Source organism: Ochrobactrum sp. CGA5, assembly GCF_006345815.1.
Lineage (GTDB): Bacteria > Pseudomonadota > Alphaproteobacteria > Rhizobiales > Rhizobiaceae > Brucella.
In genome coordinates this window covers 33,959-57,409 of record NZ_VCIG01000043.1, presented here as the reverse complement: position 1 = coordinate 57,409, position 23,451 = coordinate 33,959, and the positions used below count along the sequence as shown (strand labels likewise).

Sequence of the window (23,451 nt, the reverse complement as noted above, 5' to 3'; positions counted from 1 at the left end):
CCTGAATTGGCAATTCGCCCAGAGCGCGTCCGTTGAACGCGGATTCGCAGATCCGCCCTATCTCTTTGTTTGTATGCATTATCTTGCGCAGAGCCTGCTTCGCCCTTCTGCTGGAAATGCTCTGTGAGCTATCCAGAGGCAACAAAAAACCCCGGCGAAAGCCGGGGGTAAATGGTAGGTTCTAGTATGAACGATCAGCCGGTAACGGTGATGTTCACGGCCTTCGGGCCTTTGCCGCGACGATCCGGTTCCGTCTCGTAGGAAACCTTCTGATTGTCTGCGAGGCCAGTGAGGCCAGAAGCCTGTACAGCGGAAATGTGTACGAAGATGTCAGCGCCACCGTCGTCCGGCTTGATGAAACCGAAGCCTTTTTCGGTGTTGAAGAATTTGACCTGTCCGGTCTGTGCCATGGGATCCGTTCCTTTTCCTTGGCGCCACCGCTCTTGTGGAGACAGTGGTATTATAAATTCTGCCAAGCGCACCACACACCCGGCAGAGGGTTATGCAGGCAGTTCTCGACATTGGGAAGGAACCGATCATTGCCGAAGGGGAGCCTTCGACCCGGAACTTATAGCGGCCCCGGCACGCCGTTCTTCCAGTCTTCCATTTGTTCGCTAAATGCCCGAACGAGTGAAGACTGATCTATGAAGCGGTATTTGGCAAGCAAATTCTTTGGGGAGCATATGATTGGTTATCTTTGAACCGGCATCGTCATAATTTTTTACGATTGTTTCAAGAAAATCCACTGCCCATTTCCAAAACAGAACAGGCTATCCCTAATATATCGCGAATTTAACCGGATATGTCTTGGTATTCTTATCGATTGCGCGAAACTATGCATGCGCCACCGGCGGCGCGCAACTTCGCACAAATTCTGTCGGCTTCCCCGCGACTGTCGGCGCCGATGCGAACCGCGTAGATGCCGCGACGTCCCATCGGGGTCCGTATCCCGCTGATGACGGGATCGTGCCCAGCCAGTACACTGTTGAACTGCCTGCGCAGACGCACCCATTGATTGACGGCTGCGCTGCGGCGGAAATTGCCTGCGACCTGAATGCCCCAGGGCTTGGGTTTCACGCGCGACATCGGAATCGTGGCGCTGCGGATGATCGGCAGGCGCTTGCAGGCCTCGTCGAATGCGAGCTTGGGATCGAGCGGGCGGTTTACGATCTCTTTGCCCGCCGCGAAGTCGTCGGCAGGCGCTCCGGTAATATCCAGCACGTAATTTTCAGTTTCGAGCGGCAGAAAACCACCGGATCGCATCCAGCTTGAAACGCGCCCGGCTCCTGCATTATAGGCGGCGGCTGCGAGGCCCCAGTTGCCGAACGCGCCTTTCAGGTCGTGCAGGAAACTCGCGGATGCGGGGATGGCCTGCTCTATGTCGAAAGGATCGGCAAGGCCGCGTTCCTTCGCCGTATAAGGCATGAACTGCGCAATGCCCTCAGCCCCCACAGGACTGACTGCGTTGTGATCGAAACGACTTTCCTTCCAGATCAGTCGGGCAAAGAAATCACGCGGGATGCCATGGGCGTCGGCATTGGTGCCGATGAGCTGGCAAATGCGGCCGACGGTTGGCGTCGCCTTCTCCGGCGGCAGCGGCGGGGCATAGACCGGCGGGTTTGGTTCATTGGCTGCGTGGGATGAAGTAAAGCCAAAAGGCAGGCTGAAAAGCTGCGAAGCCAGAATAACCGCTATGCTGTGCCGGTACCGATTCATGCTGCCTGTTCCGCCCCTCAACTGCGGCCAAGGTAACCTATATGGGCGGCTTGTCGATATGGTGCGCAAGGTTTTGCACTTTTGCAAAAAGACTTGCCCTTATTGCGGGCTGCGTCATCTTATCGTGTGGGACAAAAGGAGAGGAAAATGCGATTTCACCAATTGAGACAATTTGCAGTTTTTGCGGGGATGCTGTTTCTCGCCGGTTGCGTTGCAGAAGGCGGGATGGATCATCGACCACCGATGCGTCCAGGACCGTCGCAGCCGCAAATGTGTCCGATGATCTATGCGCCTGTCTGCGCTACACGGGGTTCTTCACGAAAGACTTTCGGCAATTCCTGCCAGGCAAGAGCGGAAGGTTACCGGGTCGTTTCAAACGGCCAGTGTGGCTCTCGGCCCGGCTCCGGCTGGGGCGGACAGGGTGTCGGTCCGGTACGCCCGCCGCATCAGGGCAACAGGCCCGGCAGACCGGGCGCAGGCGCTTGCACCCGCGAATATATGCCGGTTTGCGGGCGCCGTGGTAACGACCGGCGCACCTTCTCCAACCGTTGCGAAGCCGACCGTGCAGGCTATCGAATCATGAACGGCGGGCAGTGCCGCTGAAGATGGCAGATGAAAGGGCGGCAGATGCCGCCCTTTTCAAGCTACGGGCTGAGATTTGATGGGTTTGAAACGGTCCATGTTCGTCTCGCCCCAGTCTTTGAGCGCAAGCAAAATAGGCTCGATGCTGCGACCCAATGGGGAAAGACTATATTCCACCTTCGGCGGCACCTGTGCATAGACTTTGCGCTCGATCAGACCATCTTCTTCCAGTTCGCGAAGCTGGTTTGTCAGCACTCGCTGCGTGACGCCGGGTATCTGTCGTCTCAACTCATTGAAACGCAGCGTTCCACCCAAAAGATGAAACAGCACAACGCTTTTCCATTTGCCCTCGATAAGGCCGATGGCTGCCTCGACCGCGCAACCGGGACTGCAATCAAAACGGGAGTGCTTTGCCTTGGCCACTTAAGTATCCTTTTAATACTAAGTTCTTTTATAGGAACTATAAGCTGTTTTTGTTCGTATTTTCATATTCATACAGTAGTCTAATATTTGATCCATAGCAAATGGAGCAAAGATAATGAAAGCTGTTGCCTATCAAAACGCCGGTAAGCTGGAGCGAGCGGATTCGCTTGTCGATATAACGCTGGACAAGCCGGTGGCTGCCGGGCGCGATCTCTTGGTCCAGGTGGAAGCAATTTCTGTGAACCCTGTCGATTACAAAATCCGTAATGGTGTTTCGCCCGAGGCTGGTCAATGGAAAGTGCTTGGTTGGGATGCGGTTGGAACCGTCGTAGAGACCGGTCAAAAAGTGCAGAACTTCAATACTGGCGATAAGGTCTGGTATGCAGGTTCATTGATCCGTCCGGGTGCCAATAGCGAGTTTCATTTGGTTGATGAGCGCATCGTTGGCCACAAGCCCGAAATGCTCGCTAATAGAGAAGCTGCTGCCCTGCCGCTGACGTCGATTACCGCTTGGGAAATGCTGTTTGACAGGCTTGATGTGCGTAAACCCGTAGCAGGTGCGACTAACGCCATTCTTATAATCGGCGGAGCCGGTGGCGTCGGCTCAATCGCAATCCAGCTTGCACGAGCGTTGACGGATTTGACGGTGGTCGCAACGGCTTCGCGACCAGAAACGCAAGAGTGGATCACGCAGCTTGGGGCACATCATGTCATTGACCACAGCAAGCCGCTGGCCAAGCAGTTTGAAGCTCTGGGGATCGGTGCGCCGGCCTTCGTCTTTTCGACAACGCAGACACAGGAACATCTTTCTGAAATCGTCGCGCTGATCGCGCCTCAGGGCCGGTTCGGACTGATCGATGACCCGGACAAGCTCGATATTATGGCTTTCAAGAGTAAGTCGGTTTCTGTGCACTGGGAACTGATGTTCACACGCCCGATCTATCAGACCGCTGACATTGCAGAGCAGGGCAGGCTGCTAAACGAAGTCGCGCGCCTTGTCGATGAAGGCAAGATCAGGACAACGTTGACCGAAGTCCTTTCACCGATCAATGCTTCCAATCTCAAGGCAGCGCATGGAGTGCTGGAGAGCAGCAAGGCAAAGGGCAAGGTCGTGTTGGAGGACTGGTAAGCCTCCAGCTCATTAATCAATGATGTCCGATCACCGTCCCGGTCGGCCTGTCTTGCCGGGGCGGCGCTTCTTGCGCGCTGTTTCTGCCGGGTCTTCGTAAGAGCCGATGCCGGTGCGCTCACGGCGGATCGCCGCATCGTTTCCACCGCTTGGCACTTCGGTCCGCTTGACCGTCATCTCGTCCAGCGTGTTCTTGCGGAACAGCGGTTTCGCCATGTCGGTGCCCGGTCCCATATCGTCGAGCGACGGCTTCTGGAACAGAGACGGCTTGCCGAGCGGGCGCGCCGTATCCGCGCCCATTTCATCCAGCGCCGGTTTGCGGAAACGCGAATTGCCAGAGGGTTTGCCCTTGTTGCGGCTTGCACCCGCATCGCCCGCCTCGAACTCGCGTGCCAGCGGATCGTCGGCAATGGCCAGTTCCGTTTCGCGCAAGCGCTTGATTTCGTCGCGCAGGCGCGCGGCCTTTTCAAAGTCGAGATCGGCAGCGGCATCGCGCATCTGCTTTTCCAGATGCTCCAGATGGGCGGTGAGATTGTTGCCCATCATAGCGCCTTCTTCAGCAAAGCCAGAAATATCGGCCCGGACATGATCACGCTCGTAAACCGAGCCGAGAATATCCGAGATATTCTTCTTCACCGAAGCAGGCGTGATGCCATGCTCTTCATTGTAGGCGACCTGCTTTTCGCGGCGGCGGCTGGTTTCATCCATCGCGCGCTGCATCGAGCCGGTAATATTGTCGGCATAGAGAATGACCTTGCCGTCAACGTTACGCGCTGCACGGCCGATGGTCTGGATAAGCGAGGTTTCGGAACGCAGGAAACCTTCCTTGTCTGCGTCAAGAATGGCGACGAAGCCGCATTCGGGAATGTCGAGGCCCTCGCGCAGAAGGTTGATACCTACCAGCACGTCGAAAGCACCAAGGCGCAGATCACGGATGATCTCGATACGCTCCAGCGTGTCGATATCGGAGTGCATGTAGCGCACACGCACCCCCTGTTCATGCAGATATTCCGTCAGGTCTTCAGCCATGCGCTTTGTCAGCACCGTGACCAGTGTGCGGTAGCCCTTCTTCGCCGTATCGCGAATTTCGCCAAGCACGTCGTCCACCTGCGTCTTGGCAGGACGGATTTCCACCGGCGGATCGATAAGGCCGGTCGGGCGAATGACCTGTTCGGCGAAGACGCCACCCGCTTCTTCCATTTCCCAGCCGCCCGGCGTCGCCGAAACGGCGATGGTCTGCGGGCGCATAGCGTCCCATTCCTCGAAACGAAGCGGTCGGTTGTCCATGCAGGATGGCAGGCGGAAGCCATATTCGGCAAGCGTCGCCTTGCGGCGGAAGTCACCGCGATACATGCCGCCGATCTGCGGAACTGTGACATGGCTTTCATCGATGAAAACCAGCGCGTTGTCAGGAATATACTCAAACAGCGTCGGCGGCGGTTCGCCGGGATTGCGGCCGGTCAGATAGCGCGAATAGTTTTCGATGCCCGCGCATGAGCCGGTTGCTTCCAGCATTTCCAGATCGAATGTCGTGCGCTGGTCCAGGCGCTGGGCTTCCAGCAGGCGGCCGGCGCGCGTCAGTTCGTCAAGGCGATGCTTCAGCTCTTCCTTGATCGACTTGATCGCCTGATTGAGTGTCGGACGCGGCGTCACATAGTGCGAGTTCGCGTAAATCTTCACCGATTTCAGGTCGCCGGTCTTCTGGCCTGTCAGCGGATCGAACTCGGTTATGGTCTCAATCTCATCGCCGAAAAGTGAAATGCGCCAAGCGCGATCTTCCAAGTGGGCCGGGAACAATTCGATCGTGTCGCCGCGCACGCGGAACGAGCCGCGCACGAAATTGATGTCCTGCCGCTTGTATTGCTGGGCCACGAGATCGGCGAGCAACTGGCGCTGGTCGAGCCGGTCCCCGATCTTCATTTCAAAGGTCATGGCCGTATAGGTCTCGACCGATCCGATACCGTAGATGCACGATACGGAGGCAACGATAATCACATCGTCGCGTTCGAGCAGCGCGCGGGTAGCCGAGTGGCGCATTCGGTCGATCTGCTCGTTGATGGACGATTCCTTCTCGATATAGGTGTCGGAGCGCGGCACATAGGCTTCTGGCTGGTAATAATCGTAGTAGGAAACGAAATATTCGACGGCATTGTGCGGGAAGAAGTTCTTGAACTCGCCGTAAAGCTGCGCGGCCAATGTTTTGTTTGGTGCTAGGATCAGGGCGGGGCGCTGTGTCCGCTGGATGACCTGCGCCATGGTGAAGGTCTTGCCCGAGCCGGTGACGCCGAGCAGGACCTGCGTGCGGTCATCGTTCTCCAGCCCCTCCACGAGGTCGCGAATAGCCGTCGGCTGATCGCCGGACGGTTCGAAGCTGGTTTCCATACGGATCGGAATTCCGCCTTCGGATTTCTCCGGGCGGGCAGGGCGGTGAGGCGTCCACAGTTCGCCATTCTTGAACAGCGGATTGCCGGAAGCGATCAGATCCGACAGGGCTTGAACCGTTGCCGTTGCGCCGGACGGATTGAGCCCGGTCGCGTCTTCCAGACTGATATCGAGACCGGCGACGGGATTGAGGCCAGCCGCTGCGCGTTCCTTGGCGGAAGCGGCACCACCCATCGAAGTGCCGCGGCCCGTGCGCGACGCTTCCTTGCTGCGCTCGGGAATCTTCTTGGGTTGTTTGGGGCTTTTCGCGCGTGGTTTTGCAGCCTCGTTGCCGATCTCTTTCGCCCAGTCAGCGATGGAACCGGATAAAGGCGAACCGGAAAACCCGGCCTGAGGTGCTTCGCCGAAACCACCTGAATGTGGCGTTTGGCCGAAGTCGCTAGCTTGGTCGAGCGAATCCTGGGAGTGTTTATCTTTTGAGGAAGCCATATACTCAATATGGAATTTCAGCGCCCAAATGAAAAGAGTGCGACAGCGAAATCCATCACACCCTTTTCGCATTTACCCATCCTCCTGACAGAAGGCTGTCAGGAGGGCGGTCTTTCTGAAGTGCTTTACAGCCTGCCACCGGGGCGTATACGGGGGCCGGGACCAAAGCCGGGGTGGAAACCCGGATGGTCATTCCAGCCGGGACGGTCCGTCCAATGCGGGCGTGGCGCTCCCCTGTACGACTGGCAATTGCGCCCGATACAGCCATTGTAAACATTGCCGCCGCCATTCCAGCCGCGATAAGGGCCAGGACCCCAACCGGGACCCCAATAGGGGCCGTTATTGGCGGATAAGGCCGAGCCGATAGCAATGCCTGCGATCAGCGGTATGCCGATGGCTGCGGCGGTCGATCCAAAATTGTTATTCGTCGTATAGCCGCCATTGCCGGTCTGAATGGCGATATAGCTCGATGCGGCCCAGCCGGTCATGCCACCATAGGTCACCTGACACCAGCCGTAGCCGCTGGTGCAGCCTGCAACTGTGATGCCGACGCCATTCGGGATCGCGCCAATGGTTCCATACTGGGTGCCGGGACCGACGCGAAGATTAATTGTCGATGTTACGATTGCTGATGATGCGTACGCATTTGTTGAAACAAGAATTGCTAATGTAACTATGGAAGATCTTACCGATAGTTTCATATGTCATTCCTCTAATATGCTTATAGTAATTACTTATAGCACGAAGATAATTATTTATATGCATCACGATTTTTCGATTTCAATTCATGATTAATGAATAACGGCCCCTTGAAATCGACGTTCATTCTAACGGTAAAAGGCTTCATGTGACACTTTTCTTCCGGGGACGCTTGTTTCATATTTGAATGCGACTCTCTCAAGCACGTAAGGACAGACATCGATGAGTACTGAAAATGTGCCGAAGGGCATGCTGACGTTGCGCGTTCCGGCCATGCCCAAGGATGCGAATGCGGCATTCGATATTTTCGGCGGCTGGGTGATGGCACAGATGGACTCTGCATCCGGCATTCGCGCGGCAGAGCGCGCCAAGGGCCGCGTGGTGACGGCGGCGGTTCGTGAAATGTCGTTTGCCAAGCCGGTGAAGATCGGGGATGCGCTCTGTGTTTATACGGAGATCACGCGGGTTGGGCGCAGCTCTATAACACTGCGTGTTGAAGCCTGGGCGCAGCGTTACCTGACCCAGCAGATGGACCTCGTGACCCATGGCGAGTTCATCATGGTTTCGCTGGATGAGAACGGCAAGCCGACGCCGGTGCCGCCGGAAGAATGAACCGATGCGAGGCAGCCCGGCGCAGACCGGGCTCCTTTATTTGCAGGCACGATAGCCGCTGCGCCGCTGCATCAGGTCGAAATGGAAGTGATCGGCATGTTCCGGGTTATAGCCGGGGCCGAGAACCGTCGTGAAATAACCGCAAGCGTCAGAGCGTACGCTGTTGAGCAGGCCCTTTTCACGGAAGGCGAAGAAGCCCGGCTTGCGCACCATAATGTTCTTGCCATTGTTCAGCACGATCTTGGTGACATCGATGGCGTTGCCGCGTGAATGTTCCGACATTTTCGCACCGCGACGGTTGTTCATGGTGCGGCAGGAATAGCCCCCGGCGTTATAAATCGTGCTCACGCCGGACAGATAGCGCAGCCGCGAGGCCGGTTGCAGATCGCCCTTTATCCAGCGTGCAAAGGCTTCTGTCACCTGACAGTTCAGCGTCGCTGCCGGTTTGAAGGCGATGGAACCGCTGTTGAAGCCCGATACTTCGATAGGGTTCTCGATATGGCAGGAACTGCTGCGATAGATCGCCGGCTTTTCCTTGAAGACAACGCCGAGCCGTTTCAGGCGCGTTCGGCAGGCCGCTTCGGCGTTGGACATCGTGTAGATGTTTTCGGCGGCTGTCACCGGATTTTGAATAGGAGCCGTGAAACCATAATCGCCAGAATAGTGCGGCTGGCTCTGCTGCGCGGATCGCGCGACATGACTTTCTTCTTCTTCGGCAAGTCCGACCACGCGCTCTTCCTGGGGCCCCTGCATGACGGGTGCGTTCATCACTGGAGCGACATTTGCGATCGGTGTATCCGGCACCACAATATCGGAGTTGCCGACATTGGCCTGCGGACGCGGGGCGCTCTCGCCGGAACAACCGGCAATGAGTGCCAGCAGGACGATCGGGAACGACGGGGCCAGGCCCCGCATTCGGGCGCGCTGGCGGCTGACTGGAACGGTGGCGGACAACGCAGAACTCATGTCCATACCTTTTCTTCAGGAGACCAGACCGATGGCGTTCCGCAAATACTAGCTTGCAAGCGTAAAGGAAGAGTCAGCGCCTGTGTTAAGGGCTGTGGCGTAAACGGGGCAGCGGCACAGCTTGATCCGACCAGATTAAAACGAGGATCGACAAGATTACGCTTCAATTAAAAAATAAGGGAATGCCGATCAACTCCGTAAGATCGAACTACGCTTCAAAGCCCGGCATTGGCAAAATCTCGCCATTGTTCTATCACCCCACAGCGGCTTCGGGCCATGCCGCAGATAACAACCTCCCGGTCCCTAAAGTCATTTCCATGTCAGCACTGATTTCGCCAAGCGTTCTGCCGATTCTCCTTCTCATCGGCTCGAACATATTCATGACTTTCGCCTGGTATGGGCATCTGAAATTCACCAGTACGCCACTCGTCACGGTCATTTTTATCAGTTGGAGTATAGCGCTGATCGAATATTGCCTTGCGGTTCCGGCCAACCGCATCGGGCACGAGGTCTACTCCGCAGCGCAGCTCAAGACCATTCAGGAGGTCATCACGCTGGTGATCTTCAGCCTGTTCTCGGTGTTCTATCTCAAGGAAGCCTTTACCTGGCACCATCTGCTGGGTTTTGCGTTCATAGCGGGGGGCGCGGCTTTGATATTCAAAGCTTGATGGCCTTATCTGGCTGGATCGGCGGCGTGAACCAGCCCGATCTTGCGTTTCCAGAACATGGGTACGAGCTCTACGGCCAGCATCGCGGCGAAAAGCAGCCCACAGCCGATAAAGCCGATGAACGTCAACCGGTCGCCGAGGAAGATGGCGCCGAAGAGAGCCGCGAAGAGGGCTTCCGAAGACAGGAAGATCGCGGCCTGTGCGGACGTCGTATAGCGTTGCCCGACAGCCTGCAAGGTGAAGGCGATGCCGGACGAAAATACGCCGGTGAAGAGGATTTCTTTCCAGGTGAGTGCGATGGCAGACCAGTTGACGTCTTCGACCATGGACGCGATGGCGATGCCAGCGAAAGCGCTGGTCGCGAATTGGATGCAACTGAGCATTATCGGCCTGCCAGCCCTGTTTGCTCTGCCGATGAGCACAACCTGCAAGGCCCAGAATACCGCGCCGCAAATCACCAGCCAGTCACCCTGTTTAATGGCGGTCAGCGTTCCACCGGAAAGCAGGAATATGCCTGCAAGACACGTTGCCGCGCTTGGCCAGACGACAGGATGCGGCCATGTGCGAAACAGAATGACGCCGAGCACAGGCACCATCACGACATAAAGCCCGGTCAGAAACCCGGCATTGGTGACGGATGTGGTGATCAGTCCGATCTGCTGGAGGACAAGCCCTGTGAACAGGCTCAGTCCGATAACCATGAAAAAGAGATAGTTCGAGCGGCTCAGGCTGGTATTCGCACGGCGTCCTTCGGCTATGGCCCATGGCAAGACCGTGAGCGCTGCGATCGCCGAGCGGATGCCGATGAAAAGAAACGGGCCAATGCTGGCCATCGCCGTCGATTGGGCCACGAACCCCATGCCCCAGATGACGCCTGCCAGAAGCAGCAGCATGTTGGCCTGTACGCGCGTCATTCTTACCTCGGTTCGATCTTTTCCTGTCGTCATGCTATAGGCAATATTGCTGGCAGGCGGCAAGGGAACTTCCGATTCTGCGACATTCGTGCATGATCTGCTGCCGGTCAGCGGGCTTTCTACCAGCGGAGTTTTTATGCTTTCTTTGTATCGTCAAGCCGCCGTCGTGGCGTCAGTTGCCACAACGATGCTGTTTCTGGACGGAGGCGAATCACTCGCTGCCTTCAAAAAGGTTCGCGACACGCTGGCTTTTTGCGATTTGGCGCAAAACTGTACATTGACTCTTACTCCGGTTGAGAGCGACGGCGCACCGGCGCTTGGTATCTTTCGCAGCAGCCAGCCTGGCTCAAAGCCGCTGCTCCGGCTTTCCTATGTCGACCCATCACAGAGAACCGGCAAGATGGAGATCTCCATCGAAGGTCAGACGCTGATCAATGTCGATGTTTCGGCATTGAAGGCGCGGGATGATCAGTTTGATTATACGGGTGATCTTGCCGGTATGCTTCATGCGATGAAGAACGGCCAGAAACTGCAACTGAAATTTGCCGGAAAGTCCTCGACCTATTCGCTTTCAGGCTTCGTTGGCGGACTGATCTATGTGGACGAACAGCAATCGCGCAACGGGACCGTCGAGGCATTGCAGGTCAAGGGCAGCAAACCGGCACCGGTTCCCCCTACATTAAAACTGATTGAAACGATCGAGGAAATACCAGCGGAAATCCGTGGGGACTTTTCGGACGAAGCTGCGGCTTGTGGCGGCGCCAGCCCCGGCACGTTCCGCAATGCAGGTGGTTTTGAAACGAAGATTGCCGATGGTCTTGATCTTATCGGCCTGCCTTGCGGCTCACCTGGGGCCTATAATCAGCCTTATGCCTTCTATAGCCGCTATGAAAACAAGATCGTGCCGATCTCCCTGCCGACCATTTCCGATGACGGCCCGACTGTGACCGATACGGCGTGGAATATCGATTGGTCACAGAAAACCTTGACGTTGACGGGGGTCTTCAAGGGAAGAGGGCTTGGAGACTGTGGCATCTACGATGTCTGGAAAGCCACAGACCGCGGCGAGGGCAGGGTGCGTTTCGTCCTGTTGCAGGAGCGGTCAAAGGGCGATTGCGATGGAAATTATGCTGGAGGCCCCGAGAAGTGGCCCGCAAGCTGGCCAGTCAACACGAAATAGGGGCCGCTTAACGGCGGAGTTGACAGAGACATATTTTTCCGCGTGAAATGGTTGATGGAAATGCTATAGTTCTATGAACGGTTATTCGAACGGTTCCGAGACGGATGTTTCGGTGACCGTTTTCTTTTTGTGTGTCGGAGGCTGGTTGGCCTTCGAAAAGCGCCTCGCACTATCCAAGCATTGCGCGAGGTGAGGCGGGCAAACCAAACTGCCGGTGCGTGCAGGACCTCCGGGAGAGGCCAAGCGCCGGATGAAGGAAAGGACTGGGTATGGAAAAGTTCCCTATGACCCCTGGCGGTTTCGAGAAGCTCAAGGAAGAGCTGCGCTGGCGTCAGCAATCGGAGCGTCCTCGTATTATTGAAGCAATCGCGGAAGCTCGCGCGCATGGCGATCTGTCGGAAAACGCCGAATATCACGCTGCGAAAGAAGCCCAGAGCCTGAATGAAGGTCGTATCAACGAACTGGAAGATCTGGTCGCACGCGCCGAAGTCATCGACGTCTCGAAGCTGTCGGGCGACCGTATCAAGTTTGGCGCCACCGTCACCATGATCGACGAAGATACGGAAGAAGAGAAAATCTACCAGATTGTCGGCGATCAGGAAGCCGATGTGAAGGAAGGGCGCATCTCCATTTCATCGCCGATTGCGCGCGCGCTGATCGGTAAGGGCGAAGGCGACACGATTGAAGTCAACGCACCTGGTGGTTCGCGTTCCTACGAAATCGTCGGTTTGAAATTCGTCTGATTTCCGTGACCGCCGACAAGTCAGATTCAGGGCTGGTTTCCAGACAGGTTCGGGTTGAGGACGTGGAGGTGGTGGCGCCGAATTTCAAGCGCCGCCTCTCCGGTGTCACATCGACAATCGTTCAGCTTATCCCTTTGCAGCGCGCAAAGGGGCTGAACATTGCGACGATGGGACCGGGGCTGCCGGATACGCTGCCACATCTGGGATGGGGCGCTTTTTGCTCCTTCTGGTCGAAACCAAGAACGAAACCGTTCCGCATCTGGCATGCGCGGCGCAATATCGAAATGCTTGCCGGTATTTTCATGCGGGATGTGCTACGCATGAAACTCAGGCTGATCTTTACCTCGGCAGCACAGCGAGACCACAAGCCTTTTACCAAATGGCTTATCCGTCGCATGGACGCGGTGATCGCGACGAGTGGCCGGTCGGGGAGTTTTCTCGAAGTCCCGCACCAGGTCATCATGCATGGCGTGGATTTGCAGCGGTTCCATCCGCCTCTCGGCGACGAGGACAATTTCACGGCGTCGGGCCTGCCCGGAAAATTCGCCATCGGTTGTTTCGGTCGCGTGCGTTCCTCCAAGGGAACGGACCTTTTTGTCGACGCGATGATTGCGCTTTTACCAAAATATCCAGACTGGACGGCGATTATTACCGGGCGCACGACTGCGGAACACCAGTCGTTCGAGGATGCGCTGAAGGCGAAGATCGCCGCTGCCGGCTTGCAGGACCGTATCCTGATACTGGGGGAGGTGCCAGACATCCGCGTCTGGTATCGTCGTCTGACGCTTTATGTTGCGCCGTCACGCAACGAAGGTTTCGGGCTGACGCCGCTTGAAGCCATGGCGTCGCAAACCGCAGTTGTTGCCAGTGATGCGGGTGCCTATGCTGAAATGATCGTGGATGGCACCGGTACATCGGTTGCGGCTGGCGACGGGGAGGCCCTGCGCAAAGCTATTGAGCCTTATCTTGCCGATCCGGCTTTGGCTGTGCGTGATGGCAAAAACGCGCTTAGGCATGTCCGCGCCACTTTTCCGCTTGAGAAGGAAGCCGCCGCAATCAGCGGCGTCTACGAGCGCGTATTCGCCGGGAAGTGATAAACCAGCTCCCGGCACAAGCTGTCACAATGTCAGAGGATCATCAGCGGTTCGTCCTTGACTGGACGAATTGTCAAAGCTGTGCGCACGGAATCCACATTGGGAGCAGCGGTCAGCTCTTCGATTACGAACGTCTGGAACGTGTTGAGATCGCGCGCGACGCAATGGAGCAGGAAGTCGGATTCGCCTGAAACCATCCAGGCACGGCGTACCAGCGGCCACTGCTTGGTTTTTTCGGCGAAAGCCTTGAGGTCGGCATCAGCCTGACGATGAAGGCCGACTGAACAGAAGGCGACCAGATCCTGCCCGAGCGAGTTGCCGTTCAATATGGCGCGGTAGCCCCGGATTACGCCGCTTTCTTCCAGCTTTCGCACACGGCGAAGGCAAGGCGGAGCGGAAATACCAACACGTTCTGCCAGCTCGACATTGGTGATGCGCCCGTTATTCTGGAGCTCCCGAAGGATTTTCCAATCGATTTCATCCAGATCGGCCTTGATCGGCATGCGTAACTCCGCGCGCAAGGAAATTTCATTCCGGGGTAATTATAGAACATTCATCGCCATTGTGGCGCAATCTAATCCTGCTCATATCAAATGAAGCGGGCGGATGTAAACTGCCTAACGCTCTGTCAACGCATCCAAAAAGTGCGAGTGAACAGGATATACACGGTGACGAGCTCCAGACGCCCTGCCAGCATCAGGAAGGAAAGGACCCACAGCGCGGGATCATGAACGGTGGAAAAGTTACCCACGGGGCCAATCGTGTCACCAAAGCCGGGGCCTATGTTGGAGAGCGCAGTAAGCGCGCCGGTGAAGGCTGAGACGAAGTCGAGTCCCAGCGAGGCAAGCAGCACAGCGCCTATAATTAGCGAGGCGCAGTAGAGGAACAGGTAGAGAAGCACGTTCTGCGCTATTTCGCCGGAAACTTCCGAACTGCCGTAGCGTATCTTGATGACAGCATGCGGCATGATGAGCCGGGCAAGATTGGCGCGCGTCAAGCTCCATAGGATGATGAGGCGATTCATCTTGATGCCACCGGATGTCGACCCGGCGCATCCACCCAGAAATGAAGCGAGAAAGAAAATTCCAATCGCTGGCGGTCCCCACAGGAAATAGTCTTCTGTGGCATAGCCCGTTGTCGTCATGATCGAGACGAAATGAAACGAGGCCGAGATCAGGGCGTCGCCAAAAGGCACATCAGACCCGAGCCGCAGAACCACCGCGAGCGCAAAGCTGAAGCCGATCACGATTGTGAAGAACAGTTTCACCTGCGGGTCGACAAGTGATTCCATGCGGCGTGGCATGAACGCCTTGATATAAAGCACGAAGGGCAAGGCTGAGAGAGCCATGAAAATCGTAGACACGACCAGAAGAGGGCGGTTTCCGGCATAAAAGCCGATGGAGCTGTCGTGCGTGGAAAAACCCGCAGTCGCAATTGTCGTGAAGCCATGATTGATGGCGTCGAACATGCTCATGCCGACGGCAAAATAAGCAATAATACAGGCAGCAGTCAGGCTGAGATAGGCAAGCACGATGCCCAGCGCGATCTGGTTCATGCGCGGGAGGATTTTTTCCGACTTGTCGGAGTTCTCCATATGGAAAAGGGCGAGCCCGCCCGCCCGTAAGGAAGGCAGCATCAGCAGGGCCAAACCGATAAAGCCGATACCACCGATCCAGCAAAGAAGCGAACGCCACAGGAGAATGCCGCGCTGCATATTGTCGAGCCCGCTCAGCGCGGTTGCGCCAGTGGACGTCAATCCCGACATGGCCTCGAAGAACGCAGCCGCGTAACTGATCGGCAAATGCGAAAAATAGAGCGGGATAGAGCCGAGGAAACTGCCCGTGAGCCAAAGGCAGGCAGTCAGCAGAAAGCCGAGACGCGGAGTAAAGCGCGTCGTCTGCTTTTGTGTCGCAAGCAGGATGAGCGCTGACAGCGCACCTGTCGCAGCGGCGGAGCGCACGAAGATCAGCCAGTCATCACTTCCGTCTCGCAAGTCGATTGCAGCGGGCAGGAGCATGGCCATTGCCATGATGAGGCCGAAACGTGCGCAAATATTGGCGACTGTCTTGTAAATGGCGGCCGACTCCGGGTTGCGCAGGTTATTCCTTATATCGAGCTTGTTTAGCGTGAGATCGATCCACCCGCAACGTGCTGGCGTGAAAGGGTTTGCTCAAAAGGTGACAAGCTGTGGCTAAAGCGCAGCAAATCCCCATGGAACCTTGCAAACAATCAGGTGCAGACCTACCTTGGCCATAAAGTCTGGGCATTGGCTGAACGAGACGCGAAAGTGATTCTGTTAAGCTGGAACCCACCCGCTTTAAATCGATTTTATAACCCTTCCAAAAACTGTGGAACATTTTTGGGAAGGGTGCCGTAAAAGCAAACCTGTGAAAACCAACATATGGAGCGCCGATCTGGCTCGATAAGGTCGCAGCGCTCCCGGACCGGAGAGAAACTTCATGTCACAGCGTCACGCGCCAGTCATAGTCATCGGCTCAGGTCCTGCTGGTTATACTGCGGCGATTTATGCCGCGCGCGCCATGCTGAAGCCCATCGTGATTGCTGGTTTGCAGCAGGGCGGTCAGCTCATGATCACCACCGATGTGGAAAACTATCCGGGCTACGCCGAACCCGTTCAGGGGCCATGGATGATGGATCAGATGGCGACACAGGCGCAGAATGTCGGTGCAGAAATCGTCCACGATATTATCACAGAGGTTGAAACCACGGTGCGGCCTTTCCGTCTGAAGGGCGATTCCGGGACGATCTACACCTGTGATGCGCTGATTATCGCCACAGGAGCACAAGCCAAGTGGCTTGGGCTCGACAGTGAACAGACGTTCATGGGGGGCGGCGTTTCGGCTTGCGCGACCTGTGACGGTTTCTTCTATCGCGGCAAGGACGTGGTCGTTGTCGGTGGCGGCAATACCGCTGTCGAGGAAGCGCTTTATCTTTCGCATATCGCCAAGAGCGTGACGGTCGTGCATCGCCGCGATGGTTTCCGCGCGGAGAAGATCATGCAGGATCGCCTGCTTTCGCGCCAGAACGTCTCCGTAGTCTGGAACAGTGTGATCGACGAAATCCTCGGCACCGAAGCAAAGCCACCAATGGGTGCGACAGTGACTGGCGTGCGCCTCAAGAACGTGGTGACGGGTGAGACGCAGGAACTCGATACGCATGGTGTTTTTGTTGCTATCGGTCACGCACCTGCGGTTTCTTTGTTCGAGGGCAAACTCAAGCAGAAGCCGAACGGCTATCTGTGGACCGCGCCCGATTCGACCGCTACCGACGTTCCAGGCATTTTTGCTGCGGGTGACGTAACGGACGATATTTACCGGCAGGCTGTGACGGCCGCCGGTATGGGCTGTATGGCTGCTCTTGAAGCCGAGCGCTGGCTTGCCGCACAGGAACCGCTGCACGAAGCTGCCGAGTAAAGCATTTCCGAGCCAAAAGTGTGAGATGGTTTTGCGTAAGGTAAATGCGGTGAAAACAATGAGAGGGGATAATCGTGGTCGCTCCGCTCGACTGGGATAAATTGCGCATTTTTCATGCTGCGGCTGAGGCCGGGTCGTTCACCCATGCAGCCCAGACATTGCATCTGTCGCAATCAGCTATCTCGCGCCAGGTGAGCGCGCTGGAGCAGGATGTCGGCGTCCCGCTGTTTCATCGTCATGCGCGCGGTCTCATCCTGACCGAGCAGGGCGAAACACTTTATCGCACGGCACATGACGTGCTGATGAAGCTCGAAAACGTTCGCTCGAAGCTGGCCGAGAGCAAGGAAAAGCCGACGGGCCGTCTCCGTGTGACGACGACGGTTGGTCTTGGTTCTGGCTGGCTGGTCGAGCGCATTCAGGAATTCGTCGAACTTTATCCCGACATCCAGCTTCAACTGATCCTCGACAATGAGGAGCTGGACCTGACAATGCGGCACGCGGATTGCGCCATCCGTTTGCGGCAGCCGCAGCAGCCGGACCTGATCCAGCGGCGGCTGTTCACGGTGCATATGCATGTCTATGCGTCTGCCGGATATGTCTCGAAATATGGGAAGCTGAGTTCGATTGACGAAATCGACCAGCACCGCGTCGTGACTTTCGGTGAACCGGCGCCAAGTTATCTGACGGGCCTGAACTGGTTGGAGGTTGCCGGACGGACTGACGGCAGCACACGTATTCCGGTGTTGCAGGTGAACAATCTGCTGTCGATCCGTCGCGCCGTGCAGCGGGGCGTTGGTATCGCTGTTCTGCCCGACTATATGGCCGACAAGGAATCCGGTTTGGTGCAGCTTCTGCCAGAACTGGAAGAAATTCCGTCCTTCGATACGTTCTTCTGCTATCCGGAGGCTTTGAAGAACTCCGCGAAACTGCATGCCTTCCGCGACTTCCTGTTCTCGAAGGCTCGCAACTGGACCTATTGATCGCATCTTGCGACACAAAAAAGACCGCGCTGGCAACCAGTGCGGTCTTTTTGTTGTGTCGAACAAGCAGGAGCATGTCACACCCTCATCCTTCGAGACGCTGCCTTCGGCAGCTCCTCAGGACGAGGGCGATGGCGTCTGCGACCTGACTCTTACTTGCGCGGCAACAGGCGCCGGACTTCCTTGGAGGCATCGGCAAGGGCTTCTTCCGGCGTGGCGGACTGCTCGACGACGCGCGAAAGATTGTCCACGATGGTCTGTGTCACCTTCACGCCGTTCGAGCCCGGAAAGGCATACCAGGGAATCATCACCGGCATCTGGCTGAGACCGGCTTTGAAGAGGGGGTTCTCGTCGTAGAACTTGCCGAGATACTCGTCGGATTTTGCAGCCAGTTCGTTATTCGGCACGTAGCCGGTGCCGGGAACGACAACGGAGGCACCATAAGGACCGGCGGCAAACTTGGCGAATTTCCATGCCGCATCCTGCTTGGCCTGGTCTTCGGTCAGGATGACAACCGCGTTGCCTCCGGTAGGCAGGCGACCTTTCTCAGCGTTGACGAGTGGGATTTTCGCCGTGCGAAGATCGAACTTGTCGCCGACATTCTTGATGGTGTTGCGCAGCGCCCCTGTCGTCTGGAACGAGAAGCCGACTTTTCCAGCCGCGAAAGCCTGTTCACCCGCAGCTTTGGTCAGAACCGGCATACCGCCTTCCTTCACCATGCGGTCGATCAGCTTGAAGGCCTGGAGACCCTCCGGTCCATCGAAAGCGACTTTTTTCTCATCTTTGGTCAGCATGGTGCCGCCAGCGCCAAACAGCAGCGCGGAGAACATCCAGTCGTCGCCCTGCCAGCGGAAGTCAATGCCCTCATTGCCGTTGCCGAGCGCCTTGATCTTGCCGCCCAGTTCAATCACTTCGTCCCAGGTGGCGGGTGGATTATCAGGATTGCCGCCAGCGGCCTTCAGAAGATCGGCATTGTAATACATGATCGGGTTGGACGTTGCGAAGGCAAGGCCGACCTGACGGTCGCCGACACGGGCAAGACTCAGCAGGTGATCAGTGAAACCCTGTGCTTCCATGTCGGCTTCTTTATCGACCAGCGCCTTCATGTCGACACCGATATTGCGCTCTGCCAGAACACGCAGGCGATTCAGACCAGTGAATGTGATGTCCGGCATTTCCGACGTTCCAGCCTGACGCATTATCGTCTGGATACCTTCTTCGTAGGTCGCCGACGGACTGACGAAGTTGATCTTGATGTCCGGATTTTCCTCCATGAACTTCTTGGAGATATCAGCCATGACATCCTTGAAGAAGCCCGGCATCGGATAATGAACATTGAGGGTCGTGTCGGCAAAGGCGGGCGAGCCGAGACCTGTTGCCATAGCCAGAGCGACGAGTGCACTGGACAAACGTTTCATGTTTGAACTCCTGTGGTGGAAGGGAGGGAAGAATTCAGCCTTTGAGGCCGGTGAGGGTGATGCCTTCGATGAAGCGGCGCTGGGCAGCAAGAAATGCCAGCAGCAGCGGCAGGGTGATGATGAGAGTCGCTGCCATCAATGCCCCGTAATCGTCGCCTGCTTCCGCAGCGCGGAAATAGAGGAGACCCAGCGGCGGCGTAGCGCGCTCCATGCCATTGATGACGATCAGTGGCCAGAACAGATCGTTCCAGTGCGCGACAACGGAGAAGATAGAGAAGGCCGTAATCGCAGGCCATGCATTGGGCACAATGACCCGCATGACGATGCCTGCTTCGGACATGCCGTCGAGGCGCGCGGCGCTGATCAGATCATCCGGCATCGCGCGGAAGAACTGTAGAAACAGGAAGATGCCGAAAACGGAGATAAAGAACGGTGCACTGAGAGCGAAATAGCTGTTGAGTACGCCGAGCTGGTTGAAGCCGACATAGAAGGGCAGTGCGGTGGCATGGATCGGCACGAGCAGACCGAGCATGACCATCATCATCATGGTGCGTTGACCCCGGAAGTTGAGCTTTGCCATGGCATAGGCGCAAGGTATGGCCACAACAACCTGAACGACCAGAACGAGCGCGCAGACGACCACGCCGTTGAACAGCAAAAGCCCCATCGGCACGCGGTTGAATGCCTTGGCAAGATTTTCCAGGAGCGCCCAGTTGTGCGGGATCAGCGACAGGGAGGATGAGAAAATATCCTGCTGCGACTTTGCAGCCGTCGACAACATGAAGATGTAAGGCGCGAGGAAAAGCAGCGCACCCATTGAAAGAATGCCGAGACGGAGCGAACGGGTGAAAGACATACCGAATTCCTCAATAATGGGTGCGGCGGTCCAGCACGCGGAACTGCAACATCATCAGGATCACGAGAACCGCAAGAAAGATCACCGTCATTGCAGAGGCATAGCCGACGCGCAGATAGACGAAGCCTTCCTGGTAGATGGTCCAGAGCAGGACTTCCGAAGCCTTGTTTGGGCCGCCTTCGGTCAGCGTCTTGACCGTCTCAAACACCTTCACAGCATTGATGATGCTGATTGTCGCGACGAAAAGCGTGGTGGGGCCAAGCAGAGGCCATGTGACGAGCTGGAAGCGCTCCCAGCCGCTTTTCACGCCGTCCACTTCGGCTGCGGAGTAGAGTTCTCGCGGAATGGCCGTGAGACCGGCCAAAAACAACACCATGTTGAAGCCGACGCTCTGCCAGATGCCAATCAGCGCAAGGCTGAAAAGCGCGGTCTCGCTGGAGCCTAGCCAATTGGGTCCGGCGATGCCGATCATGCCCAGCATGGCGTTGACGGGTCCGAGTGTCGGATGCAGCAGATATTGCCAGACGGTTGCCATGGCGACGAGAAGCGACGCAACCGGCAGGAAATAGACGGTGCGAAAGAACGATTTGCCGCGAACCTCGCCTTCGATAAGGAGAGCGACGCCAAGGCCGAGAAAGACGGAAGCGGGCGCTACGATCACGGTGTAGAGCGCGGTGTTCTTCAGTGAGATCAAAAATGTCCTATCACTGAAGAGTTCCGCATAGTTTTCCAGTCCAATGAACTCGAAGCCGTCGTAACCAAGTTCGAAATTGGTCAGGCTCCAGAAAATCACAGCGGCCGTCGGAAGGAGAATAAGCAGCACCGTCAAAATGATGGCCGGAGCCGCAAGTTTCCAGGCAAGTCGTTCTTCACGGCGACGGGCTTCCTCCGCAGCCGTGCGTGCGCTGGTGGCCGCGAGTCCAGATAGCGTAAGATCAGACATGTGCGGCAGCCTTTGTCGGCAATGCGATCTTGACGATGTTTCCGGCTGGCTGGCGAAGGCGCAGACCATCTTCCCCGAAGAGATAGGCGTTGCTCGCATCGAAATGCAGGCCGACGGGCAGGCCGACCACGATGTCGCGACCTTCTTCGGGTGAAAGCTTCACAGTGAGATGGTGTGTTGCGCCGGGAGCATCGAGATAGACGAGAACTTCCGAGCCGAGAAACTCTATCCGCGAGATCGTGCCCGCAATGCCTGTCCTGTCGTGCGGCTTGAGCTGGAAATGTTCGGGACGAATGCCGATACGGATATTGGTACCGGAATGGGCAGCTACGTCTTGCAAGACGGGACGGCCGGCAAAATGAACCATGCCGTTGTCACTGACCAACGCTTCCAGAATATTGATGCGCGGCGTGCCGATGAACTGCGCCACCTCGATATGACGAGGATCGTTATAGATTGCGGTTGGCGTATCGATCTGGAGCAGCTTGCCGCCCATCATGACGGCAACCCGGTCGGCCATGCTGAGCGCTTCGGCCTGATCGTGGGTCACGTAGATGGTGGGAACACCGGCACGGCGATGCAGCTCAACGATTTCCGCGCGGGTGTGAACGCGCAGATTGGCATCGAGATTGGACAGCGGCTCATCCATCAGGAACACGCCCGGCTGACGGACGAGCGCGCGGGCAAGAGCCACACGCTGGCGCTGGCCACCCGACATCTGGCCAGGTTTACGGTCGAGCAGATGATCGATCTTGAGGCTCGCTGCGGTTGCCTTGACCTGCTTCTGTATGGCGGTGCGTTTGCTGCGCTGGCCAGGAATGAGCGCGCCGATCATGGGCAGGCGTTCCACGGCGGTCAGATCACGCATTGCAAGCGGTACCGCGATGTTTTGCGCTGTCGTCAGATGGGGATAGAGCGCGTAGGACTGGAACACCATGGCGATGTTGCGGTCTGCGGGATGAGCGCCGGTTATGTTGCGCCCGGCAAGCTCAACGCTTCCTTCGTCCGCATGGTCGAGACCGGCGAGAATACGCAGTAATGTGCTCTTGCCGCAGCCTGAGGGGCCGACGAGAGCGATGAACTCGCCTTCCGCAGCTTCAATGGAAATGCCATCGAGAATGCGGTTCCCGCCATAGGATTTACCGATGTCACGGAGGACAAGCGTGCTCACTGGCTTGCCTCCTCGGTGACTTTTTCGCTGTCGCCGGCATGGTGTGGATAGACTTCATGCACCACATCGTCGATGACATAAGGCGTCAGCCCATCGATGCGGACAATGCTGCTCGTGGCGACTTCATTGAGATCGTGAATGGCAGCGCCGAGAATGCGCTCGCCGGGGAGGTCGCGTTCCATCGGACCAACGATGAAGGCAGCAGCGGGAGCCCAGATATAGTTCGTGCCGAAAGCCTCGCCTGACCACGCACGGTGCAGGTGACCGCTGGCATGTAAATGCACATTGTACTGCGCGAATAAATCATAGAGACGCTGGCGCGGGGCGGGGCGGATGCCCCAGTAACCGCTATCGCCTTCATCGGGATCGTCCACAAAGAGCGGCTTGTGGGCGAAGACGGCAACAGGCTTGCCATCGCTGTTCTTCAATTCATCTTCGAGCCACCGGAACTGGTCTGCTTCTTCGGCCTCACCGGAGCCGATGATAAGGCTGTTAAGGCCGATAATACGCCAGTTGCCGAAGTTTTCCGCCCAGCGGTCCGGTCCGATATGGCGACGCCAACGCATCAGGCGTTGTAGATTGACCGGCTGGTGGCTTTCAGGAAGGTGACCGATGTCGTGATTGCCCGGAAGGCTGAGAACACGCGCTGGAAGTTCATTCAGACAGGCACGGCAGAACAGAAGATCGGCCTCCACGTCGGCGCCATCCACTGTAAGGTCGCCAGTGTGGATGATAAGATCGGGCTTCTGCCGATCGATCCAGGCAACGAGTGGTTCCCAGTTGCGATTGAAGTGCGGCTTGATGGGGCTGAGGTGGGTGTCTGTAATCTGAACGATCCGCACGGGTACGCTCCTTCTCGGGTCTGTCTATTGTCGCAGCACTTGCTCGCGCACTTCAGGCGGCGCGACATGCACGGCATCTTGCCGGGGCTTTTAGGCTTGTTGTGTGACAAGCTCGCTGCACTGCAGTGACAGTTGCATGACATCTGCTTCAAGCGACTCAGAGAGGGGGGATTTGCCAAATTTGGAGGCATCGTTGTTATGCCGATGCTC

Annotated in this window: 23 protein-coding genes; 9 read left to right on the top strand and 14 right to left on the bottom strand. The window is 56.9% G+C overall.

The features are described 5' to 3' along the window. Positions 1-194: 194 nt before the first annotated feature. Together FJQ48_RS20825 and FJQ48_RS20820 are read right to left on the bottom strand one after the other, a co-directional pair. On the bottom strand, positions 195-410 hold the full coding sequence (locus tag FJQ48_RS20825) for a cold-shock protein (RefSeq protein ID WP_006471910.1): 216 nt from the start codon (positions 408-410) through the stop codon (positions 195-197). Between the two features lie 406 nt (positions 411-816). Next, positions 817-1,716: a transglycosylase SLT domain-containing protein gene (locus FJQ48_RS20820; RefSeq protein WP_247870435.1), complete on the bottom strand. Its 900-nt coding sequence runs from the start codon at positions 1,714-1,716 to the stop codon at positions 817-819. Between the two features lie 147 nt (positions 1,717-1,863). Between FJQ48_RS20820 and FJQ48_RS20815 the strand changes: the two genes are divergently transcribed. After that, on the top strand, positions 1,864-2,319 hold the full coding sequence (locus FJQ48_RS20815; protein ID WP_139976833.1) for a Kazal-type serine protease inhibitor: 456 nt from the start codon (positions 1,864-1,866) through the stop codon (positions 2,317-2,319). A gap of 36 nt (positions 2,320-2,355) precedes the next feature. Here the strand turns inward: FJQ48_RS20815 and FJQ48_RS20810 are convergent, their stop codons facing one another. Beyond that, positions 2,356-2,721, bottom strand: coding sequence for a helix-turn-helix domain-containing protein (locus FJQ48_RS20810; protein WP_139976832.1), 366 nt, complete (start codon positions 2,719-2,721; stop codon positions 2,356-2,358). Between the two features lie 115 nt (positions 2,722-2,836). On the opposite strand from FJQ48_RS20810, the gene FJQ48_RS20805 reads away from it, so the two are divergent. Then, a complete protein-coding gene (locus tag FJQ48_RS20805; protein ID WP_139976831.1) occupies positions 2,837-3,850 on the top strand; it encodes a zinc-binding alcohol dehydrogenase family protein in 1,014 nt (337 codons plus the stop codon). A gap of 30 nt (positions 3,851-3,880) precedes the next feature. Here the strand turns inward: FJQ48_RS20805 and uvrB are convergent, their stop codons facing one another. Both uvrB and FJQ48_RS20795 read right to left on the bottom strand, forming a co-directional pair. Further along, positions 3,881-6,721 carry an excinuclease ABC subunit UvrB gene (gene uvrB / locus FJQ48_RS20800; RefSeq protein ID WP_139976830.1) on the bottom strand — a complete coding sequence of 947 codons (2,841 nt, stop codon included), beginning with the start codon at positions 6,719-6,721 and terminating at the stop codon, positions 3,881-3,883. 125 nt (positions 6,722-6,846) lie between these two features. Continuing rightward, positions 6,847-7,422, bottom strand: coding sequence for an SH3 domain-containing protein (locus FJQ48_RS20795; RefSeq protein ID WP_139976829.1), 576 nt, complete (start codon positions 7,420-7,422; stop codon positions 6,847-6,849). Between the two features lie 220 nt (positions 7,423-7,642). Between FJQ48_RS20795 and FJQ48_RS20790 the strand changes: the two genes are divergently transcribed. Continuing rightward, positions 7,643-8,032: an acyl-CoA thioesterase gene (locus FJQ48_RS20790; protein WP_139976828.1), complete on the top strand. Its 390-nt coding sequence runs from the start codon at positions 7,643-7,645 to the stop codon at positions 8,030-8,032. Positions 8,033-8,068: 36 nt separating this feature from the next. Here FJQ48_RS20790 and FJQ48_RS20785 read toward each other — a convergent pair whose 3' ends face one another. After that, the gene (locus tag FJQ48_RS20785; RefSeq protein ID WP_139977074.1) at positions 8,069-8,998 is read right to left on the bottom strand and encodes an extensin family protein; all 930 of its coding nucleotides are present in this window, start codon (positions 8,996-8,998) and stop codon (positions 8,069-8,071) included. A 317-nt stretch (positions 8,999-9,315) separates the two neighbouring features. Here FJQ48_RS20785 and FJQ48_RS20780 point away from each other — a divergent pair, with 317 nt between their 5' ends. After that, positions 9,316-9,666, top strand: coding sequence for a DMT family protein (locus FJQ48_RS20780; protein ID WP_139977073.1), 351 nt, complete (start codon positions 9,316-9,318; stop codon positions 9,664-9,666). A 5-nt stretch (positions 9,667-9,671) separates the two neighbouring features. Here FJQ48_RS20780 and FJQ48_RS20775 read toward each other — a convergent pair whose 3' ends face one another. Then, a complete protein-coding gene (locus FJQ48_RS20775; RefSeq protein ID WP_139976827.1) occupies positions 9,672-10,580 on the bottom strand; it encodes a DMT family transporter in 909 nt (302 codons plus the stop codon). Positions 10,581-10,716: 136 nt separating this feature from the next. Here FJQ48_RS20775 and FJQ48_RS20770 point away from each other — a divergent pair, with 136 nt between their 5' ends. The 3 genes from FJQ48_RS20770 (at position 10,717) to FJQ48_RS20760 (ending at position 13,597) form a co-directional block, all read left to right on the top strand. Then, positions 10,717-11,760 (top strand): DUF1176 domain-containing protein, encoded by a 1,044-nt coding sequence (locus FJQ48_RS20770; RefSeq protein ID WP_139976826.1) that lies wholly within the window; start codon positions 10,717-10,719, stop codon positions 11,758-11,760. Positions 11,761-12,029: 269 nt separating this feature from the next. Next, the gene (greA, locus tag FJQ48_RS20765; protein WP_006467294.1) at positions 12,030-12,503 is read left to right on the top strand and encodes a transcription elongation factor GreA; all 474 of its coding nucleotides are present in this window, start codon (positions 12,030-12,032) and stop codon (positions 12,501-12,503) included. A 32-nt stretch (positions 12,504-12,535) separates the two neighbouring features. Further along, complete coding sequence (locus FJQ48_RS20760; protein WP_139977072.1) at positions 12,536-13,597, top strand: glycosyltransferase family 4 protein; 1,062 nt, start codon at positions 12,536-12,538, stop codon at positions 13,595-13,597. Between the two features lie 32 nt (positions 13,598-13,629). On the opposite strand, the gene FJQ48_RS20755 is transcribed toward FJQ48_RS20760, so the two are convergent. Together FJQ48_RS20755 and FJQ48_RS20750 are read right to left on the bottom strand one after the other, a co-directional pair. After that, positions 13,630-14,100 carry an Lrp/AsnC family transcriptional regulator gene (locus tag FJQ48_RS20755; RefSeq protein WP_006471903.1) on the bottom strand — a complete coding sequence of 157 codons (471 nt, stop codon included), beginning with the start codon at positions 14,098-14,100 and terminating at the stop codon, positions 13,630-13,632. A 125-nt stretch (positions 14,101-14,225) separates the two neighbouring features. After that, the gene (locus tag FJQ48_RS20750) at positions 14,226-15,626 is read right to left on the bottom strand and encodes a TrkH family potassium uptake protein (protein WP_139976825.1); all 1,401 of its coding nucleotides are present in this window, start codon (positions 15,624-15,626) and stop codon (positions 14,226-14,228) included. Between the two features lie 430 nt (positions 15,627-16,056). On the opposite strand from FJQ48_RS20750, the gene trxB reads away from it, so the two are divergent. Next, positions 16,057-17,031 carry a thioredoxin-disulfide reductase gene (trxB, locus tag FJQ48_RS20745; RefSeq protein WP_139976824.1) on the top strand — a complete coding sequence of 325 codons (975 nt, stop codon included), beginning with the start codon at positions 16,057-16,059 and terminating at the stop codon, positions 17,029-17,031. Positions 17,032-17,105: 74 nt separating this feature from the next. After that, entirely contained in the window at positions 17,106-18,011 is a 906-nt protein-coding gene (locus FJQ48_RS20740; RefSeq protein WP_139976823.1) for a LysR family transcriptional regulator, read from the top strand. A 152-nt stretch (positions 18,012-18,163) separates the two neighbouring features. Here the strand turns inward: FJQ48_RS20740 and FJQ48_RS20735 are convergent, their stop codons facing one another. The 5 genes from FJQ48_RS20735 to FJQ48_RS20715 are packed head-to-tail and all read right to left on the bottom strand — an operon-like array spanning position 18,164 to position 23,241. Next, positions 18,164-19,429 carry an ABC transporter substrate-binding protein gene (locus tag FJQ48_RS20735; RefSeq protein WP_139976822.1) on the bottom strand — a complete coding sequence of 422 codons (1,266 nt, stop codon included), beginning with the start codon at positions 19,427-19,429 and terminating at the stop codon, positions 18,164-18,166. Positions 19,430-19,463: 34 nt separating this feature from the next. Further along, positions 19,464-20,285 carry a carbohydrate ABC transporter permease gene (locus FJQ48_RS20730; RefSeq protein WP_139976821.1) on the bottom strand — a complete coding sequence of 274 codons (822 nt, stop codon included), beginning with the start codon at positions 20,283-20,285 and terminating at the stop codon, positions 19,464-19,466. Positions 20,286-20,295: 10 nt separating this feature from the next. Then, on the bottom strand, positions 20,296-21,228 hold the full coding sequence (locus tag FJQ48_RS20725; RefSeq protein WP_139976820.1) for a sugar ABC transporter permease: 933 nt from the start codon (positions 21,226-21,228) through the stop codon (positions 20,296-20,298). Then, a complete protein-coding gene (locus FJQ48_RS20720) occupies positions 21,221-22,399 on the bottom strand; it encodes an ABC transporter ATP-binding protein (protein ID WP_139976819.1) in 1,179 nt (392 codons plus the stop codon). The genes FJQ48_RS20725 and FJQ48_RS20720 overlap by 8 nt, the downstream gene beginning before the upstream one ends. Further along, a complete protein-coding gene (locus FJQ48_RS20715; protein ID WP_139976818.1) occupies positions 22,396-23,241 on the bottom strand; it encodes a metallophosphoesterase in 846 nt (281 codons plus the stop codon). Before FJQ48_RS20715 ends, FJQ48_RS20720 begins: the two co-directional genes overlap by 4 nt. Between the last annotated feature and the right edge of the window lie 210 nt (positions 23,242-23,451).